Source organism: Pseudomonas sp. 28 E 9 (genome assembly GCF_900004785.1).
GTDB classification, from domain to species: Bacteria; Pseudomonadota; Gammaproteobacteria; order Pseudomonadales; family Pseudomonadaceae; genus Aquipseudomonas; species Aquipseudomonas orientalis_A.
The window spans coordinates 1-19,396 of record NZ_CVTK01000056.1 but is presented as its reverse complement, the minus strand read 5'-3'; the positions used below and the strand labels follow the sequence as shown (position 1 = coordinate 19,396).

Genomic DNA, 19,396 nt, shown 5'->3' with positions numbered 1-19,396 from the left:
AGTGCAAGGGGGATCATCTGCTTCCCGTCTATTGGAAACGAATATTACAAATACGCTAGGAGCACTTCATGAAAACGGTCTGGAGTTACCTCAAACGCTGGGGCGTGCCGGTGCTGCGTCAGTTCAACCAGGCGGTGCCAGTATTGGTGCTGCTGGGCGTGGTGTTTTTGTTGATCGCCATCTGGTGGCTGGGCCCGCAGTGGGTCTGGCGCGAGCATCAGCCGCTGAGTGAACTGGCAATGCGTGTATCGGCCAGTGTCGTGGTGCTGGTGGTGCCGTTGCTGATCTGGGCGTGGCGGGTGCGTAATCGCTATCAGCGTTTGCAGGTTGAGCGTCAGCATGAGGCGGCGTTGCAGGCCGATCCTTGCCTACCTTATATCGAGGCGCAGGAGCGTGCGCTGGACCGCAGCTTGGGCAACCTGCTGAACAACATGGAGCGCCGGCGTTCGCTGTATCAGCTGCCGTGGTACCTGGTGCTGGGCGAGGAAAATGCAGGCAAAACCAGCCTGATCACCCGCTCCAATCAGAGCTTTTCACTGTCACATGTGACCAAGGCCGGGGTCAGGGCACACCAGGAGGAGCAACTGGCCTATCCGGTGGATTGGTGGATCGGCGACGAAGCGGTGTTGATCGACCCGCCGGGTGAGTTCCTCAGCCAGCCGGAGCCAACCGGTAACGATACTGCGCAGCCGAGGGCCGTGCGGGGCAAGGTCAAACCGGTATTGCCCGCCGGCACCCACCCGCGCCTTTGGCGACACTTGCTCGAGTGGCTGACGCGCAACCGCAGCCGTCGAGCATTGAACGGTGTGGTGCTGGTGATCGATGTGCAGGCCTTGCTGGCGCAATGTCCCGAACAGCGCAAGACCCACGCCAACCTGCTGCGCACCCGCCTGTTTGAGCTGACGCGGCAATTGGGAACGCGCCTGCCGGTATACGTGACGCTGAGCAAGTTCGACCTGCTGGAAGGCTTCGAAGAGTTCTTTGCCCGGTTGTCGCGCAGCGGCCGCGAAGACCTGCTGGGCTTCACCTTCAGCCTGGATGCGGTGGATGATTTCGATGCCTGGCTGGCGGAGCTGACACGCCAATACCAGACCTTTGTCAACTGCCTGAGCGAGCAGGTTTTCAACAGCACCCGGGAGGCGCCCACGTTGGATGAGCGTGATCGCTTGCAGGCGCTGATGTATCAGATGGCGGGCTTGCGCACGGCACTGTTCGGCTTCCTCAGTGAAATGCTCGGCAGCGATCGTTTCACCACGCCGGCCTTGGTGCGCGGGCTGTATTTCTCCTCGGTGCTGCAGCAGGGCACCCTGAGCAACGCTTTCATCAAAGAAGCGGGACAAGCCTATCAACTGCCGCCACCGCCACCGGAGGTCAAACCGGCCGGTGGCACGGTCATCTACTTTGCCCAGCAACTGTTCCAGCGGGTGATCTACCCCGAAGCGGGCCTGGCGGGCGACAACATCAAGGTGGCCCGCAGCAAGCGACGGTTGCTGATCGCTGGGTTCAGCGTTGCGTCCTTGGGCTGTCTGGTAGTTATTGGGACTTGGCAGTTTTACTTCAACATCAACCGCGACAAAGCGGCCAACGTCTTGGCCAAGAGTCAGGAGTTCAGTGAGCGAGACATCGACGCCAAGGTCGACCCAACGGGGCGCAACCTATTGTTGCCCCTGGACCAGATCCGCGATGCGGTGTTGGTCTACGGCGACTATCGTGAGGCCTGGCCGTTGCTGTCTGATATGGGGTTGTACCAGGGGAGGGCGATTGGCCCTACTGTGGATGAGGCGTACCTGAATCTGCTGTCCAAACGCTTCCTGCCGGCGATTGCCAGCGGAGTGCTGGATGCCATCAATACCGCGCCCGCCGGCAGCAATCAGCAACTGGCGGCCCTGCGCGTGTACCGCATGCTCGAAGAACGGCAAAACCGCCGCCCGGCCATCGTCGAAGAGTGGGTCGCCAAGCAATGGCAGCGTGCCTATCCAGGCCAGGGCCAGTTGCAGGCCGATCTGATGGGACACCTGGGCTACGCGCTCAAATACGCCGATGCCGATCTGCCGCACTACCGTGAACGCATTGCCCAGGTGCAACAACAATTGCGCCAGTTGCCCATGGCCGAACGGGTCTATATGAGTCTGAAACAGGATGCCCTGGAGCGTTTGCATCGCCCGCTGGACCTGCGCAATGAGGTCGGCCCGGCGTTCGATATCGTCTATCGCCCGCTCAACACCGATCAAGAGGGCAGCGGCTTGCAGTTGCCGCCGCTGCTTACCGCCAAGGGTTTCAAGGACTACTTCGAACCCGGTACCGAGGGCATCATCGAACTGGCGATGATCGACCAGTGGGTGCTCGGCGAACGCCAACGCCTGGACTACTCCGACGAAGACCGCAAAGTGCTGACCCTGCGGATTCGTGCCTTGTACAGCGCCGACTACGTGGACAGCTGGCGGCGCGCACTGAATCAGTTCGCGGTCACCGACTTCGACGACCTCAGCCACGGCGTGGCGGTACTGGAACAAGTCACCGGCCCGGCCGCGCCATTGCGGCGCTTGCTGGAAACCCTGCGCGACAACAGCGTGATCTATCCGGCCGCGCCCTTGGCTGAAGGGCAAGCGCCGCTCAATCTGGACAAGGTGCCGGAGGGGCAGCAACAGGCAGCAGGGATTCGGCGCGCATTCTCCAGCCTCTCAGAGTTGATCAGCCCACGGGGCGAGCAGCCGTCTTACTACGAAGAAACTCTGCGCTCGGTCAGTGCCGTCTACGACTACGCCAAAACCGTGCACGACAACCCAGCCCCCGGCAAGGCGGCGCTGAAAACCGTACTCAACCGCTTCTCCCTGACCGGTGCCGACCCGATCGCCAACCTGCAACGTGTCGCCGTGGGCCTGCCTGAACCGTTGAACCAACACGTCAAAAAACTCGCCGACCAGACTTCCCAGGTGTTAGTCATTGCGGCTTTGCGCGAGCTGGAAAAGCGCTGGGACAGCGAAATCTACAGCTTCTACCGCGACCGCCTGGCCGGGCGCTACCCGTTCAAGGCAAGCGGCGAGGACGCCTCGCTGGAGGACTTCGAAGCCTTTTTCGGCCCACAAGGGCGCCTGCAACAGTTCCACGATCAGTACCTGAGCGTATTCCTCAAGGACAACCTCGACGCCCTGTATTCCGACAGCCTTGGCGGCTACCTGGTGCGCACCGATGTGTTGGAACAGCTGAAAAAAGTCGAACGCATCCGTGACACCTTCTTCAACCATCGCGGCCACCTGGCCGTGCAACTCACCATCGAACCCCTGGCCCTGAGCGCCACCCGCCTGAGCAGCATGCTCAGCGTCGACGGCCAACTGATCCCCTACCAGCACGGCGCGCCGCAACGCACGGGGCTGGTGTGGCCCAACAGCCTGGGCAACACCAATGGCAGCCAACTGACCCTGGTGCACAGCACCGGCAACACCGCCAGCATGAGTTATCGCGGGCCGTGGTCGTTGTTCCGGCTGCTCAGTCGCGGGCACCTCAATGGCCGTACCGACACCAGCGTGGACCTGACCTTTGCCGTTGCCGACGGGTTGATGCGTTATCGAATTGGCGCAGAGAAGGCCAACAACCCAATCACCCAACGCAGTTTTGAAGGGTTTGTGTTGCCCAGAACGCTGCTGGAGGAGCGTCAAACGAAGAGCGACTTAAACAAGGTTGTGGGTGTCGCCGCAACAGCCCTCAGCGATAAGCGCCCATAAGTCAGCGATGACTGGATACGAAATAAAACACACGCGAAACAGGACTGCTTACATGGCAATCAAGCTGCAAATATTGACCGAAGATCCTAAAGAAATTGAGTTGATCGAGCGTTACTGGGCTGTCGATGAGTCAGGGCAGTACCTTGAAAAAGTGAGTGCGCTGACGGACGTTATTGAAATGGCACCGGGCGTGACGCTTGCCAGCTTCATACGGCAACGTTGCAATGCATTTGATAACAATCAGGTCTGCCCCAGGTGCGCAGAACTGATCGAAATCAAAAATCGCTCCGAGGCTAAAAAGGTTCCTCAGCGTTCCACCAGGCTTTGTACGCTGTGTCAGAACGATCAGGACGCGATTGCGCTTGCGGCTGAAAAGGCGAAAGCCGCAGAACTTGAACGGCAGTTGGCCGAATACGTAGGCAGGCAGTCAACCCGCACGGTGGACTACTCCGCGCTACCGGATGCTCAGGTGCTGCTTCTGCTGGCGTTGGACCGGGCCGTCACCCCGAGATTGACCAATGGCGGCTTCAGACTAGGTGATTGTCAAGGGCTTGCGCCTCGGTATGTCGGTGACTTCATGCTGCAATTGCGTGAGGCAGGACTTGTCCTTGATGACCCGAGTAAAGCACGTGCAGGTACCTACTATTGGGAGGGCGATGAGATTTGGGTATTGAGGGATCAGGTGGTCTATCGTTTGGCGCCGGATGCTGCATCAAGGCGTGCGGACGAAGTCATCCGTAGTGCTTGGTATCACCTATCTCCCTGGTGGATTGACAACGTGCATCCCCCGGAAAAATATAGGCGTCAGCCAATTCAGAAGAAAATGGCATTGACTGTCAATGTTACAACCAAGGATTGACTATCTGCAGGTCAATTACGGCAGACATTGACACACTATCCGCCAGCCGCACGCTTGCTTCAGACCGAGCATTGACACTCTAGTGCTCGCTGGACAATTGCATCCCACTTGACCACCCGTTTGCATTGCCAATGACCTGTCATTTGCATTCCACCTGACCAGCTGTTTGCGTCGAATTTGACCAGCACAACGGGAGCGCCTTGACCGGCAGCTGGCGGCCGGAAGCGGGCATTGGGTGACTGGATTTCTAAATCTATATATGAGGCCGACATTTAATCGCCAAAACTGAACTCTTGTGTGCAATCTCATGCCATCCATAGACACACCTACGTCGAATTCGTAAGCTTCGTTGAGGTCTTGTCGTCTAACCCCTCGCCTTTCGACACAGTTTTTTGGGCTCAGCGGTTGCATGTAGGCAAGGAACTGATGCGGTATTAGTAAGGGAAATCTACAACTCATGACTATGCAAGGACCGTCCAAGCAGATCCTATCATTGACTCCTGAGCAAGTTGAGGCCATTCGCAAACGCTGGCATCAAAGCTCTTCTTTCATAGGGTATCCAGACGCCGAACGTGATACGGCTCAAGATAAGTGGTTCGACAATTTACTAGTCCGACCAGATTGGTTTGATAATGCAACGGCCACAACGGTGACTGTCGCTGTGGCACGAAAGGGCGCAGGGAAGTCCGCCGTTCGCCTTACTAGCATTGAGCGTCGCAAAGAGGATTCTCAAACCTTAATTGTGGAGGCCTCAGCGGACGAGCTTGCATCGTTACATGCCGAACGTCTGGCGAAGGCAACCGAACGTGGATACGGCGCAGTTGCCGATTGGATGCAGATTTACGCAGACATGATTTGCAGGCGGCTTGCACATGACATGAGCGGACGTTTACTCACCAGCGATGACGATATTGCATTACGTGCTTGGGCTATCACTAAGGGTATAACCGAGCGAGACTTCGGAGAACGTATAGCCGACGTAATTAAGACACTTGTTCCGTGGGCAAAGAACATTGCCTCCGAAAACGCAGCGCAAGAAAAGAATAGTGTCGAAAGAATTGCCCGCGTTGCACAAGCAACTAATTTCGCCCTTTATGTAGACGATTTTGACAACTTGCAAGAAGCGGGCGGCGCTACAAGTATTCGATTGATTCGAGACGCTATAGAGGCAGCAGATCGAATCACTCACAACAACTTAAATGCCGAAGTCCATCTCTTTATGCGACAAGATTTGTGGTTAAATATAAATCCCGGCTGGCATTATTCTGACAAGGTGAGTGGTGTCGTTCATCTTAATTGGGATGTGAGCGATTTGAGGAAATGGACTGCAAATAGACTGCGTTTTGCGATTGCGGCAGCGCTAGGGTGTGAACCTAAAAAAATTCGGGTGCCTTTCGATGATATGTGGCATGTATTCTTTACTCCAGAAGTCACGCTAAAGAATAAATCGACGAGTGATTCATTTAGTTATTTTGTCCGCCGCTCAATGTATACGCCGCGAAGCCTCAGGGCCATGATCAAGTTTGCACTCGACGGGTCAGAAAGACTGCCGGTCACTGACTTAGAGATTCAAGATGCAGAGTGGATTTACTCCACTGACCAGCTCGAATTCTTAAAAACTGAATTTGGTGGACTTTGTGTCGGATTGGATATTTGTCTGCAATCTTTTACTGGCAAACCTCTCGAGTGGATTGCATCTGACCTATACAAACATCTCCGAGGCCTAATCGGGAATGGTCAAGTGAAGCTCCATAAAGGCGTCTCCTACGGTGAGCCCGATATCGCGCTCGCGCGTTTTTTATATCGGATAGGATTTATGGAGGTTCGATATCCAGAAGATGAGCGATACGAAGTGCGTGATGTAATGCGTCATCCAGATCATTGGAAAAGTGTGAGAACGGACGACGCTGTACGATGGGCGGTTCGAAGCGCTTTCTTCAATGGCTTAAAGTCGCACCGCTCTTAACTCCTGAGAATAAAAAATATGTGCATGGGATTTAAACGCAGTTTGTAATGGACATGGATTGGCGCAGTCGGTTGCTATCGCTAAAAGCAATCACCCTGTGACTGCTATTTCTGGGTCGATAGCGGCTTAGGCTGAACCACTTTTATTCCCATAAAAAGGCAGCTTAGGGTCGAAAAAGTTCGACCTTGAGCATCCGCTTTTGGCCGAACGCGGTAACTCATAAGCGACTGCTTTCGGCCAAACGTGTCCTTTGGGTGTAGAGGGGACGCTCAACGTTTTATTTTTTAGCTCTCAAGCGATTTACTTTGTACAACTTAAAAGCCGACAGATAAAAAATAGAGGGCTGAATATGAAGATAGGATGGAAGACTAAAAATAGCAATTTGAAGCCCGAAGAAATTATTAAAAAAATTGAGAGTATAAAAAAAATAACCGTTGATGGTCGAGTGTCATTCGAAGCCTTTGAATATCACAATGCCTTCGCAAGCCTTTTCTCAATGATTGAGTTAACGTCAAAATCGGACGGACTAAATCTTGACTCAATTCTGTCCAGAAGTATTTCAATCACTGCTACGGCAGGAGTGCTCACTAAAGATGCGCTAATGGAAAATATTCAGAAAATTTGTCGAGCTGAGCTCGCTACCAGAGAAGAAAAATATTGTTTCCTCACTTCTGTATCCATCAACCCTGCTCACCTGACTCTTAAGTCAATATACATTGAAGATACACATATAAATTTATTTTCTGGAGACTATCCTAAAAAATACTACTCTAGGAGCCGGGAGATTAAGGCATCTCACCGTACGTTGAATGACGAACATGAGCAATATTGCAAGGTTAAGATCCAGTTGAAAGCCAAAACCGACCAGGGAGCCACGACGAAAGCACTGAGAAGCTTAGACATACTCAGAGCGATTATGGCGTTATTTGGAAATTCGAGTATGGAGCTAATGGGCAATAAACAGGCCGCCATAAATAAAGTCAGGCTGGGGCAGACGCACACACTACACTACTTTAGTGGCAAGCCAGCAAAATCGACTGTATGGTATGAACCATATTTTGAAGCAGGTAAAGTATACTCACCATCGAAGCCGGAAGTATTTGGTAAAAACGTCAAGTGGGCTCTTTCAAGATTAAAAATATGCAAATACGGTAGAGTAATAAAGGACTCGCTACTTCGATACGTCCGAGCACTGGATGAAAGAGAACACAATTCGGCTCTTATAAGGCTTTGGGGCGCACTAGAATGTCTTGCATCACCATCTGACTCAAATAAAGATGGCATACCTCGACGCTGCGCTTTCTTATTCGAAGAAAGCGAGTTTCATCAACAAGTACTTGAACACCTTCGTGAACATAGGAATCAGAGCGTACATGCCGGCGAAGAAAGCGAGCGCGCTAAAACATATTGTTATCAAATACAGTTTTATTTCAGAGAGCTCATCTTATTTCACCTACGCCGATCCGACGACTTCCAGTCTTTAGCCGAAGCTAACCAGTTTCTCGACCTGCCAGCGAAACCAAGCGATCTACAAAGAAAGATTGATCTGTATAAAAAGGCGTTAGAGTTTCAAGGCGGGTCTACGGATATCCAATGACGCCATTGCAGAAAAGCTCATGAGTATCCACTACTCGATCCCGAGTAGTGCTTGCGCGGAGGAACGTAAGCGGATGGCGAACACACCTACCGAACTCCAGTATTTAGGGCGATGGTGTCCGCGTATTTTAAGCGGACGCGATCACCCTTATCGCCAGGATTTCCATGCGCCAACGCAGCTCTTACCCCAAACCATTTAAAGCCCAGGTCGTCCAGGAATGCTTGCAACCTGGAGCGACGATTTCCAGCGTAGCCATCCATCACGGCATCAACGCCAACGTGATCCGCAAGTGGCTACCGATTTACCGGGATCAATCACCCGCAACTCTGCCGGCCTTCATCCCCGTACAAGCTGCACCCAAGCGCGCAACAGAAGAGACGGTGATCATCTCACTGGTTCTGGGCGATAAATCCGTCACCGTAAAATGGCCAGCCTCAGATCCGGACGGCTGCGCGTGTTTTATCCGTGGCCTGGCCCAATGATTCGTATCGACTCCATCTGGCTCGCCACCCAGCCCATGGACATGCGGGCCGGCACTGACACTGCACTGGCCCGGGTGGTTGCCGTGTTCGGTGCGGCGAAGCCGCACTGCGCCTACCTCTTTGCCAACCGCCGGGCCAACCGCATAAAGGTGCTGGTGCATGACGGCGTTGGTATTTGGCTAGCGGTGCGACGCTTGAATCAGGGCAAGTTTCATTGGCCGGGCATCCATCTTGGCGCGGAGGTCGAACTCGACCCCGAACAACTCCAGGCGCTGGTACTTGGATTGCCTTGGCAGCGAGTAGGTGCAGGCGGCGCAATTACATTGCTCTAATACCTGGCTTATAGCTGTGACCGGAGGACTGCTTTGGTAAAATCCACGGCATGACTTCTTTGCCCGATCTCGATCAAATGCCCCCTGAACAACTGCGCGCGCTGGCTGCGCAGCTGATGTCCAAGGTCGACACCATGGGCAGAAAGATCCATCGTGATGAGACGATCATCGAGCAGCTCACCCACGAAATCGCCATTCTCAAGCGACACAAGTTTGCTAAGCGCAGCGAGCAGATCAGCCCGGCGTAAGGCAGCTTGCTCGATGACCTGCTTAATACCGACCTCGAAGCCATCGAGGCCGACTTAAAAGCACTTCATCCCGCACCCGCGCAGATAGAACCACGCCAGCAACCCAAGCGTGCGCCGTTGCCGCCGCAGTTCCCGCGCACTGTGATCCATCACGAGCCGGACAACACTCAGTGCGCTTGCGGCTGTCAGCTTCAGCGCATCGGTGAAGACGTCAGCGAGAAGCTGGACTACACGCCGGGCGTGTTCACCGTCGAACAGCACGTTCGTGGGAAATGGGCCTGCCGGCAGTGCGAAACACTGACCCAGGCCCCGGTGCCGCCGCAGGTGATCGACAAGGGCATCCCCACTGCCGGCCTGCTGGCGCAAGTGATGGTGGCCAAATTCGCCGACCACCTGCCGCTCTATCGACAGGAAAAGATCTTCGGCCGTGCCGGCCTTGCCATCCCGCGCTCGACACTAGCGCAGTGGATGGGTCAAACCGGCGTGCAGCTTCAGCCGCTGGTCGATGCGCTGCGCGAAGCAGTGCTGGCCCAGCGCGTAGTCCACGCCGATGAAACACCGGTACAAATGCTGGCTCCAGGAGAGAAGAAAACCCACCGCGCTTACGTCTGGGCCTACTCGGTACCTAGGCCCCTATCGATACACGGGTACAGGTAAAGCTTTGCTGGTTTCAGCCGAAACATTCCGAACGGAGAAAAAACTGGCTACGGCAGGCTACTACTGAACCATCCTGGGCTCTATCAGACGTCGACTTCATAGAACGTTCGCCTTGGATAGCTTTAAACAACATCTTCAAGCCCTGAGGCCTGCCATGCTTAGAAATGCTCCTTTGAGTACAAAGCTACTGCTTATTTTGATGTTTCCCCTGTTGGGCTTTCTGGTCTTCGCCGGGATTTTTGTAGCTGACAAACGGGAGACACTGAGCGAGATGAACCGAGCGGTCACCGCTACCGGCACCGCGCAGAAACTCAGTGACGTAGTAACCACTATCCAGCGTGAGCGCGGCGCAAGCGGCGTGTTTCTGGGCAGCGGTGGTAAGACGATGCAGGACAAGTTGAAAGTCTTACGCCAAGAAACCGACCGTGCGGTGAGCGCGATGCATGCGCAATCGACCGAGGGTCTTATCGCGCCTGACAAGATGCTGCGCGCAATTGATGGTTTGGCCGGACTGCGTCAGCAGGTGGACACGCTCGCAATCAATAACGGCGAGTCCGGCACCCGATTCACCGATCTTATCAAAAATTTGATCGGCTTCTCTTACTCACTGGAAACCAGCATTGAGGATCCGGAAATCCTGCGTGGGCTGAGTTCACTCAATCAGTTCGTAGACATGAAAGAGCGCTCTGGTCGAGAGCGTGTACTGCTTGGCCTGGCATTCAACCAAAACCGTTTTGATGCGCCGCTGTTGTCACGTTTCAGCCGCAACATGGGCGAGTTCTCCGGCTATTTCGAGGCCTTTCAACGCTGGGCTCCTGCCGTGTTCAAAAATAAGCTGGATGCGGTTCTACAACAGCCCGCATCCGTCGATGTAGCTCGCCTGCAAAAACTCGGATTTGATACGCCTCTAGGCGATCCGCTTAATATCAAACCCGAAGACTGGTTCAACCTTTCCACCAGCCGTATCGACATGATGGCTCAGGTCGAGGCTGAACTGGGCCAGACGGTCGTGAGCCTAGCCAATGTCGCGCGTACCGATGCCCAGCGCAGTCTGTATGTCGCAATAGCCACCGTCATTCTGATGTTGATTGCGGTGCTGTGGCTCGCTTCGGTGATTATTCGCAATATCAAAATCGCTGTGGTCGACGTGAACCGCACCCTTATTTCGCTATCCACGCGTGACCTAACTGCCAGAACCCGTTACACCGGCAGAGACGAGTTTGGCGAGATCTCGCGTAACCTGGATAACATGGCCATACAGATCGGTGAAGTGATCCGTGAGATCGGGAGTGCCACGGCGCAGGTCGCGACCGCCGCCGAGCAGTCTTCGGCTGTGGCCCTGCAAACTAGCAATAACGTCGTCCAGCAGCGTCAAGGCACCGATCAGGTGGTCACTGCCATCAGCGAGATGAGCGCCACGGTCAAAGACGTGGCGCGCAGCACTACCGACGCCGCAGAGATGTCGCAGCGCGTTAATGCCAGCACTATGCAGGGCAAGGCTGAAATCGAGAACACCATCAGCTTGATCAAAGGGCTTGAGGTTCAGGCCGAACAAACATCCCGAATCATTGAGGAGCTCAAGGGTGAAAGCTATTCCATCTCCTCGGTTTTGGATGTGATTCGTGGTGTAGCAGAGCAAACCAATCTGCTAGCTTTGAACGCTGCCATTGAGGCTGCCCGTGCCGGTGAGCAGGGTCGTGGATTTGCCGTGGTCGCCGATGAGGTGCGGAATCTGGCCAAAAAGACTCAGGATTCCACCGTCAGTATCCAGAAGATGATCGCCAATCTGCAATCCGGCTCCGACCGTGCCGCCACTTCCATGCAGGAAACTCTAGGGAAGGCTCAAGAAGGCGCGAGCAACGTAGTGCGCGCAGGGGAGTTGCTAGAAGAAATAGCCGAGGGCATCGCGACCATCAGCGACAGCAACATACAGGTCGCCTCGGCGGCAGAACAACAGAGTCAGGTTGCCGAGGAGATCCACCGCAACGTAAACGACATCAACACTCTGGTTATCCAGGTCAGCGCCGGTGCTGAACAAACCGCCGTCACCAGCCGCGAGTTAGCCCGCTTGGCCGAGCAACAGCAGGGGCTGGTGGGACGGTTCAAGGTGAACTGAGTTACAAGTTTTTTTACCGGATGCTCAAATGCCCGAGAGAACGACTTTCGGGTATTTGAGGATTGGTAGATGAGAGGGTGACGCGCCTATAAGGGCTACTTTGCTCAACGCGATAAACGAGGCTTTTCATGACGCCGGATGAGGTCAGGCCATGGATTATCAGCCGTCCTACGGCTTTCTGAAGGACTGCTTATACCGATTTCTGTCCTTCGTGAACGGCAGCTTCGGGTTGATTTACACCGGTCAGGCTCGGCCATTACCGAAATTGGCTGCATGGCCCATGCCCGCCGAAAGTTTTTTGATCTACACGTCGCGAATAAAAGTCAGTTGGCCGAACCAGTCCTACACTCGGTTGGAGGCCTGCAGGAAGTTGCCGGTTCAGCGGGCGTGTGAAATCGACCAGTTGCTGCCGCATAAGTGGCAACCGGCTCAATCACCTAAGGCGTGATGGCCGGACGCTTACAATTCACATTCGGTTTGACAGCGTTAGGAAAGCTTACTCGGACTCTGACGACTACACATTACGGCACACATTGACTGCCTGCTTTTTAGAAGTTGCAAAGCTGCAAGGTTCCAAGCCCGTGAGGGAAGCGAGTCAGTCTTATCTGACTAATATTGACATTTGAGTCAACCGGCCATAGAGTTTTCACGGTAGCCCTTGAGGCACTTGAGCTTTAACCCCTTGAGGGATTTGCAGAGCCCGGCTAATTTCCGGGTTTTTGCCTTTCTGAGACTTCTGCTGACGCGGCTGCCACCAACATACTGAAACTTCATGCTCCGTCCGCTCCCGCAGCTTGATCGCCATCTCAAGATCTAGATACGCCTCCTTGTCAGCCGATAGCGATCCGGCGTCTTTGGCCTTAGCATGCAGCCAGGCCCTGCTTTTCTCATAGTCACTGCAGAACACGAATATCGACCCCATGCAGAAAGCTGAAAGCCTAGTGCTGCTGAGTTTGCCTGAGAATCATATCGAGCTCGACACAATGAGTCAGTTGGAGCAGGCTTCCAGAGAAACCTGCATCTTTCTGATCAAGCGGTTTTAATCGTGCCAGTCGGTTCAAGCTGAGTTATTTCGTCGTCGCAATGACCAAGCTGCGCAAGAAGTTCTCTTGGGCGGCTACCCCGTCAACACGGAAATTTTCGAACAAGCTCACGCCGAGGTGAAGGTCATGCCTTTGTCACTACGCAGCAGGGATTCGACCTTTGCCGAGTGGCCCGAGCGGCTATAAGCCATCGAATGTTCCAGCTCGCGCACCCGTTGCCACAACTTCATATTCTGAGCCAGCACGTTGTCACGCTGCATCTGAGCGATTGATAGCGTTTTTTCCAGCGCGGCCAGCTGACTTTCCATCTGCCGGATTTTTTTGCCGCTAGATGAACCCGCCCCTTTGCTGGCCTCTGCCCGAACCGCCTCGATTTGAGCCAGTAGCGGTAAATGCGCTTTACGCGACTTCTTCAAGTAGCCACGATCAAATCCAGCCTCCAGACTGACAATGCTGGCAGTGAGTTTCGACAGGTCTAAAGCAACATGCTCGGGCACAACAGGCTTACCAACCAAGAGGCGCTGCAAGGCTTGCTCGCAAGCGCCCACCCCCTTGCTTGTTCCGTCACCAGACTTCATGGTTAAACCTCCACCGAGTCAATCAGACGGGCTTTGAAGGCGGTTAAACGCTCAATGTCGCCCTTCACAATTTGATATTCGCCCGAGCCTTCTGCGTAACTGTACAATTCATTCTCCGCATCCTCAATCGCCGCATTGAGCTTATAAGGCTTGATAATCGCGCCCTCGCAAGACAGGCATTCCGTGTAGTCACCGAGCAAGAAGGAGTAGCAACGGCCCGCCTTAGTACAGCCACCGAGCAGTGTCGGACGGTAGCTAATTGCACCGCTTTTAACCCGTTGTTCGGTGTCAGCGCGGACATCTTCAATCTGAATCTCACCCGCCTTAACCCGCTCTTTCTGTTTCTCCATGTACGAGCCGGTGCCGCCGAACAGCGGTTCCTCATTAAACAGAAGATCGGCAATCAACTGGTTCGACACCGACATGGGCACGGCCATCTGATACTCGAAGGCGAAGTGATTGCTTGGCAGCACAAAGTCCTTCTTCTTGTCGTCGTAGTAGCCAAAAATGGTGCGCAGGTTATCGTAGCCATTCGCGTAATAGCGCGACATTTCAATCGTCATGTGCTTGAACTGCGCCCGCAGCGTCGGCAAGGAAAGAAAACCGCTACTGCTGCCATAGAATGCCAGCGAGCGCCGAAACTGATGACTTGTCAGCGGCCAGGGCTGGCCGGCAGCAAACGCTGGCTCATTGTAAAAGTCACGAGAAGGATCGCTCTGCGCCAGTTCCTGCAAGTCCTCTGGCTGGATCGACAGCCCGTGCAAAACAGTTCCTTGTGTCCCTCTAGCCTTAAAACTCGTCACGCCAACTTCGGCACTGTTCCGCGTATAACCAACAATGGAAGGGTTGAGAAACAGCGGGCAACGGGCTTCCAACTCGATTTTGTAGAGTTTGGCGAGTCCGCGACAAATCGCCTGGGCGACTTCGACCGCCCTGACGACCTCCCTCGGCGCGAACCATGCGGCTTCTTTGTTGTAGCCGGTGAACTTTGTGGTGGTCGAGAGGACATTTACTGACCGCGGCTTATCACGTTCAATGCCCTGGTCATCGACGACCACCTGCCTGACGACTTGATCGGACAAACAGTAATACGGCATTCGCATCACCTCTTGATCGCGCATGCCGGTATAGAGGTGGATCAGCGTTTTCACCACATACTGCATTCGGAGCAAGCGCAGTTGCAGATTTCTCCTCCCAGAACACTCAAACTCACCGGCAAACACCGAAGTCAGACCATGATCCTTGATCGCTTGCCCCATGTCGGGCCGCCGGTGTGCCTTGCCACCAACACCCAAAGAATTCTGTCTGTCATGAGTAATGCCGTAATGCTCATCAGCAAAGCAGGCGATAAAGGACTCGAAACGCCCAACGCCTACATAAAGCTGATTGAGCAGGTCGCCAGTAAGATTGATGAGATTCAAATAGATTCGTGTCGGAATGACTGGATGCTGCTTGTGCTCTGGTCGTGACAGATCAAATTTGGCGGGATTGATCACGGCATAACCCAACCGTTCTTCGCCCACCCTGGCCAAGCCTTTCAAAACCCCAGAAAAAACCTTTTTATCGAAGCTACTTTGGCCAATAAAAGCCGCCAGATAAACCGGCACGGTAAAGATCTGCCGCAAGGACAGCACGCCAACCATGGGCTTCTGTTTCTGCTCATAGCAGAACTGAATGGCTAAGCGCAGCAAGAGCCAATACTGGCAAAATGTGCTTGCGCTCAGCTTACCGAGTCGCCCGCCACCGGCAAAATAGATCATGCAATACAGCAGATGTCTGGCTTCTTCGATCAGCGCCTGCTGCTGTAGGCCACTTTCGTTGAATACCGTATCAAAACGTATTCGCGCGAGTTTTTTTGCACTCAGCCGGTATGGGTTAAAGTCCCAAACGCGTTCACCGTATACCGCCGTGGCGTTGCCTTTCGCATCACGACAAAGAACGAAATCGGGTGCGGGCTTGCCGTAGAGTTGCGGCGCCTTATCTGGCTCACTGGTTGGCGAAAACTGGCCGCTGGAAAAGAGACTGCCGATGGACTGGACAACAGCGTTCAAAATACCACTCCCATTTTTTCATAACGGCTCAGACGGCTTTCCCAGAAAGGCGTGAGCTCACCGTATTCAAACACCTTGGCCTTGATCGCTTCGACCAACTGCTTCACCGCATTCGAACGCTCGCCAAGCGCCTCAAGGATGAACTCGATTCGGATCGACAATTCTTTGTAGAGCGCTTCAGCATGAGCCGAATCGGGCGCGGCTTCACGCACCGCATTGATCACATACTGCAAACTCACAATCTTGTGCAGGTCTTCTTCATCGCTGTGACAGATATAGTGCTCGCAGTACAAGCAGCCGTATTGGCTGCGGCAGTTCGGCTCGATTGCAACAGCCCCTAAATCATGCACAGGGATCGGCTGACTGAACCCGTCACAGTGACCCGCCGCCGTTCCGATCTCGCCTTCTGCAGGCCTATGGCTGCGCTCAAACGCGACTTTGGCTGTATGGCGCATGGCCTGCCAAAACTGTCCGAACTCAGCTTTCTGCTGCTCAGGAGTAGCCTCCGAATAAGTCGAAAGATTGACCATCAAACTCTGATTCAAGGTTGCCGCTACCGTGGACGGCGACACGCCAGCGGTATGCATCCCAAGGCTCTTGTACTTGCGCATCTTGCGCGGCGAAAGTCTTGGTACCTTGGGGTCAAGGAAGGTGCCGCTGATGGAGTTGAAGAATTTTTTCATCAACATAGTTGTGTTAAATTCAGAAAATTCGTTATCGGTGCTTGCTAGTTCGCCACTCGCAGGCATCGTAAAGAACAGCCGCTCATGCGACACGCCATTCAGAATCCACTCACGGAGCTTCAGGTACTCCTTGAGCAGCGGCAACCCTGTGTCACGCCCGATGTTATAAAGAGTTGATTTCCCGCCCGCCCGGAACTTCACAGCCGACAACTCTTTCTTGATTGGAGATTTCTCAACCTCGATCGCGTCTATATAGCTAAACTGGTCAAACTCGGTCGGCGTGGCGCCTGTGATCATAAGGAGAAGGCTTGCGTAGGCTTTCGCGGCAAAACCCGCCACTTGAAGCCGGTGCCAGTGGCGCCCATATTCGTTGGCCGCATCCAAACTCGCCTGTGCGTTTAATAGAGTGCGCTCTGCTTCCGATTTTTTGTATAGCCTTCGCCCCAACCTGTCAGCAGCGGCCAAATATTCTTCGACCGTCGCAATCCGTCGCTCGCCGGCATTATAATTAAGCGGCGATGTCTTGAATGGGCCAACCCAACCATGGCTTGATGGAAACACAACCACCTCATAATCCCTGATGCTCACAACAAAGGGATATGGCTGGCTGTTCAGGACGAAAACACTGCATTGCTGGGCAATCGCCAAACAAGCGTCCCGGCACACCTCAACATGGGCAGCGCTGGCTGCCTCAGAGCCTTTTTCGGCAATGATCGGGACCGCACCTGCTAGGATATGGTGACTGTCTTCTGGATAAAGCAGTTCAATAATCCTTGAAACATTCAACTGACTATTTTTCGCACTGACGGGCTTCAATACATGATGGGCTATTTGATGATTCAGGTGCGCGGTATAGTCTCGATAGGCTTGCTGGGCTTGCGCTGCACTGGCAAACATTTCCCTGTAGCCTTGCGCGTTCAGCCAGTCGATAAAATATGCGGTAAGCGTCAATCGCAATAGAACTGTCTTATCACGCAGACCGATAAAGGACTCTAGCAGCCTCACAATCAGTTCACGACGGCTTTCGACAAAAGACTCAATCCCTACCGGCGTGCCGCGATCATCCCGAACGCTTTCATTCTTACCACGCAGCAAATATGCAAAACTGCCAATATCCAACGGCTTCTTCATCACCTTCGGAGACAGTTGCAAACGCAAGCGCTCAGGCTCAGCAAACTCATAGGTGACTTCACTCAGCGTAATAATCTGCGTATTGGCACGATGCTCGAATTGCTGACGACTATTCATCGTGCGCCTCCACCTTCAGCACCGCGTAGCCGCCATTGAACAACTTCCTCTCCCAAACCTCTTGGGCAATGACCTTTTCGTGAGTCATCTTGAACAACTTTAGGTAGTTCTCTGTCGTTTCCCTGGACTCGTGGTGCATGCGCTTCTGAATAAAATCAATGTCTTCGCCCGGTTTCAACTCTCCCTCCTGAACCAATGCCTGCAGGCGCTGGTAGAGCTGATATCCAAAGGTCGCTCGCAGCCAGTGATATGAAAAGTCTTTCGGAAATGGGCTAGAGGCTTTCTGGATCAACTTGCGCTTAACTGTTTCCGTGACCTGCCCTGTCTGCGGCGACTTAACAATCGTATAGCGCGGATCGCTTTTGGCCATGTAGTAGCAGTTACCTTGATCTGAAAGAAACAAATACATATCATCTTCGTCCACCGTCAGACCGGGATGACTTGTCTCTAACTGAGCTAGAAACTTTTCCCTCCGTTTCTTCATCATTGGGCTTTTAGCAAGCGTAACAAGTTCTTCGGCAAGTTGCTTCGGGACGTACAGGACCTGCGGTTTGTCGTATTTCGTATCGATGCCTGTGCAGGGGCCAGCATGTAATTTATAGGCACCCTCCCGCTCCAGTTTGTCCTCTGTAAAGCCTTTCAAATTCTTCAAGCGCATGGTCAGAACGGTTTGCTTGCGGGCGCCCGTCATTAGCGATGTCATTAGGATCAATCGCTCAACTGCAGACCATTCTTTTTCATTGCGAATGGCGGACAGAAATGCACCCAACTCAAGATTATAAAGCGGCCTGAGGTCCTCGCCGTCATCGCGAACGAACCCTAGCTGCACAGAACTACCCGGCGGCGTACGTCGCGTTTGGCTGCGTTTTTCTGCATCTACGACCTTGACACCTTTAAAACCCTGCACGATGAACCGTACCTGCTTGATCGTATCTACACGCTTCATGTCGAGATCATGCCAATACTCGGAAACGTACTTATAAAAGTGGTAGATAACACCTGTGTATTGATTTATCACCTGATTACTGCGGGTGCCTTCGTTAATCAGGTGGTAGAAATACTTGTATGTCGGACGAAGTGGAGGCCGAGCACCGGAGAAGTCGAGCCAATCAAGATTGTTATCCTCACAGAACAACAGGTAATCAAGTAGTTTGCTGGCACGACGCCGAACATCGTCAGTGCGCCGATTGATCGGAGCCTTTTCACGCATTAGGTTCAGCAGATAATCATTAGCCTCTTGCCACGGATATCCATTTAAATGAAACAGAAACGGGAAATTATATAAATCAGGATAGTTTTCTCCACCAACCTCACCAACTTGATACACAATTTCAGAGCCGCTTCCTTCCAGCCGGATTTTTTTTGCGTCGGGCGCTTCACTGACGTAGAGACTTGAGAAGGCGCTTCGAAGGGTCGAAAGAAGAACCAGGCGCGCTTCGTGCTGAGGATTTCGATAGGACATGACTCACCTTTAACGTAGATGAGAAGACAGTATCGATTAGGCGTTTTCGATGCATCCCTAATCAATTCACTTCCCTCACCCCGCCGCAGTGAGATTGGAGGCCGTATTGCAACTAGAGCCGCTGTAGGCTGCCTTCTACCTCAAAGCAGCGAGTAGCGCGGTCATGCACAAAGAGCTTCAGAACGAGCTGCAAAAGCCCTATCCGCGCGATTCCCCCTCCGGCTGTATCCCCGCTCACGAGGATTTTCAGGCGCGATCTGTCAACGATCCATGTTACAGAAGGGCGTCTTTGCGAAAACTGTCAATCACTTCTTGTTAAGTGAATCTACCCATGGGTCCAACTTATGGAATA

11 protein-coding genes and 2 pseudogenes are annotated in these 19,396 nt (G+C 53.5%); 9 read left to right on the top strand and 4 right to left on the bottom strand.

Features of this window, described 5'->3' with window-relative positions; translation table 11 throughout:
- Positions 1 to 68: 68 nt before the first annotated feature.
- The 9 genes and pseudogenes from tssM to BFQ00_RS30550 form a co-directional block, all read left to right on the top strand.
- Positions 69 to 3,722, top strand: coding sequence for a type VI secretion system membrane subunit TssM (gene tssM, locus BFQ00_RS24675; RefSeq protein ID WP_065935009.1), 3,654 nt, complete (start codon positions 69 to 71; stop codon positions 3,720 to 3,722).
- Positions 3,723 to 3,774: 52 nt separating this feature from the next.
- Entirely contained in the window at positions 3,775 to 4,581 is an 807-nt protein-coding gene (locus BFQ00_RS24670) for a hypothetical protein (protein ID WP_256537630.1), read from the top strand.
- A gap of 457 nt (positions 4,582 to 5,038) precedes the next feature.
- Entirely contained in the window at positions 5,039 to 6,547 is a 1,509-nt protein-coding gene (locus tag BFQ00_RS24665; protein ID WP_065932367.1) for a P-loop ATPase, Sll1717 family, read from the top strand.
- A 349-nt stretch (positions 6,548 to 6,896) separates the two neighbouring features.
- A complete protein-coding gene (locus BFQ00_RS29450; RefSeq protein ID WP_124427637.1) occupies positions 6,897 to 8,144 on the top strand; it encodes a hypothetical protein in 1,248 nt (415 codons plus the stop codon).
- Positions 8,145 to 8,308: 164 nt separating this feature from the next.
- Positions 8,309 to 8,626 carry an IS66-like element accessory protein TnpA gene (locus BFQ00_RS24655; RefSeq protein ID WP_015885959.1) on the top strand — a complete coding sequence of 106 codons (318 nt, stop codon included), beginning with the start codon at positions 8,309 to 8,311 and terminating at the stop codon, positions 8,624 to 8,626.
- Entirely contained in the window at positions 8,623 to 8,958 is a 336-nt protein-coding gene (tnpB, locus tag BFQ00_RS30200; protein WP_065932365.1) for an IS66 family insertion sequence element accessory protein TnpB, read from the top strand. Before BFQ00_RS24655 ends, tnpB begins: the two co-directional genes overlap by 4 nt.
- 50 nt (positions 8,959 to 9,008) lie before the next feature.
- A pseudogene (locus BFQ00_RS24645) lies at positions 9,009 to 9,827 on the top strand (IS66 family transposase); the annotation flags it as partial.
- 235 nt (positions 9,828 to 10,062) lie between these two features.
- Positions 10,063 to 11,979 (top strand): methyl-accepting chemotaxis protein, encoded by a 1,917-nt coding sequence (locus tag BFQ00_RS24640; protein WP_043205934.1) that lies wholly within the window; start codon positions 10,063 to 10,065, stop codon positions 11,977 to 11,979.
- Positions 11,980 to 12,234: 255 nt separating this feature from the next.
- Positions 12,235 to 12,363 (top strand): annotated as a pseudogene (locus tag BFQ00_RS30550) (transposase); the annotation flags it as partial.
- A 766-nt stretch (positions 12,364 to 13,129) separates the two neighbouring features.
- Here the strand turns inward: BFQ00_RS30550 and BFQ00_RS24625 are convergent.
- Genes BFQ00_RS24625 through BFQ00_RS24610 form a run of 4 tightly spaced genes read right to left on the bottom strand, consistent with a single transcriptional unit; the run spans position 13,130 to position 19,044 of the window.
- Entirely contained in the window at positions 13,130 to 13,600 is a 471-nt protein-coding gene (locus BFQ00_RS24625) for a hypothetical protein (protein ID WP_065932362.1), read from the bottom strand.
- A 2-nt stretch (positions 13,601 to 13,602) separates the two neighbouring features.
- Positions 13,603 to 15,651 (bottom strand): integrase, encoded by a 2,049-nt coding sequence (locus BFQ00_RS24620; protein WP_065932361.1) that lies wholly within the window; start codon positions 15,649 to 15,651, stop codon positions 13,603 to 13,605.
- Positions 15,648 to 17,582 (bottom strand): hypothetical protein, encoded by a 1,935-nt coding sequence (locus BFQ00_RS24615; RefSeq protein ID WP_065932360.1) that lies wholly within the window; start codon positions 17,580 to 17,582, stop codon positions 15,648 to 15,650. The genes BFQ00_RS24620 and BFQ00_RS24615 overlap by 4 nt, the downstream gene beginning before the upstream one ends.
- Positions 17,575 to 19,044: a site-specific integrase gene (locus BFQ00_RS24610; RefSeq protein ID WP_065932359.1), complete on the bottom strand. Its 1,470-nt coding sequence runs from the start codon at positions 19,042 to 19,044 to the stop codon at positions 17,575 to 17,577. Before BFQ00_RS24610 ends, BFQ00_RS24615 begins: the two co-directional genes overlap by 8 nt.
- Between the last annotated feature and the right edge of the window lie 352 nt (positions 19,045 to 19,396).

What these genes read in the sequence shown, in the direction of transcription:
- BFQ00_RS24640 (WP_043205934.1), top strand. Translation starts at nt 10,063, where the DNA reads ATGTTTCCCCTGTTGGGCTTTCTGGTCTTCGCCGGGATTTTTGTAGCT.
- BFQ00_RS29450 (WP_124427637.1), top strand. Translation starts at nt 6,897, where the DNA reads ATGAAGATAGGATGGAAGACTAAAAATAGCAATTTGAAGCCCGAAGAA.
- BFQ00_RS24670 (WP_256537630.1), top strand. Translation starts at nt 3,775, where the DNA reads ATGGCAATCAAGCTGCAAATATTGACCGAAGATCCTAAAGAAATTGAG.
- BFQ00_RS24610 (WP_065932359.1), bottom strand. Translation starts at nt 19,044, where the DNA reads ATGTCCTATCGAAATCCTCAGCACGAAGCGCGCCTGGTTCTTCTTTCG.
- BFQ00_RS24625 (WP_065932362.1), bottom strand. Translation starts at nt 13,600, where the DNA reads ATGAAGTCTGGTGACGGAACAAGCAAGGGGGTGGGCGCTTGCGAGCAA.
- BFQ00_RS24655 (WP_015885959.1), top strand. Translation starts at nt 8,309, where the DNA reads ATGCGCCAACGCAGCTCTTACCCCAAACCATTTAAAGCCCAGGTCGTC.
- BFQ00_RS24615 (WP_065932360.1), bottom strand. Translation starts at nt 17,582, where the DNA reads ATGAATAGTCGTCAGCAATTCGAGCATCGTGCCAATACGCAGATTATT.
- BFQ00_RS24665 (WP_065932367.1), top strand. Translation starts at nt 5,039, where the DNA reads ATGACTATGCAAGGACCGTCCAAGCAGATCCTATCATTGACTCCTGAG.
- tssM (WP_065935009.1), top strand. Translation starts at nt 69, where the DNA reads ATGAAAACGGTCTGGAGTTACCTCAAACGCTGGGGCGTGCCGGTGCTG.
- tnpB (WP_065932365.1), top strand. Translation starts at nt 8,623, where the DNA reads ATGATTCGTATCGACTCCATCTGGCTCGCCACCCAGCCCATGGACATG.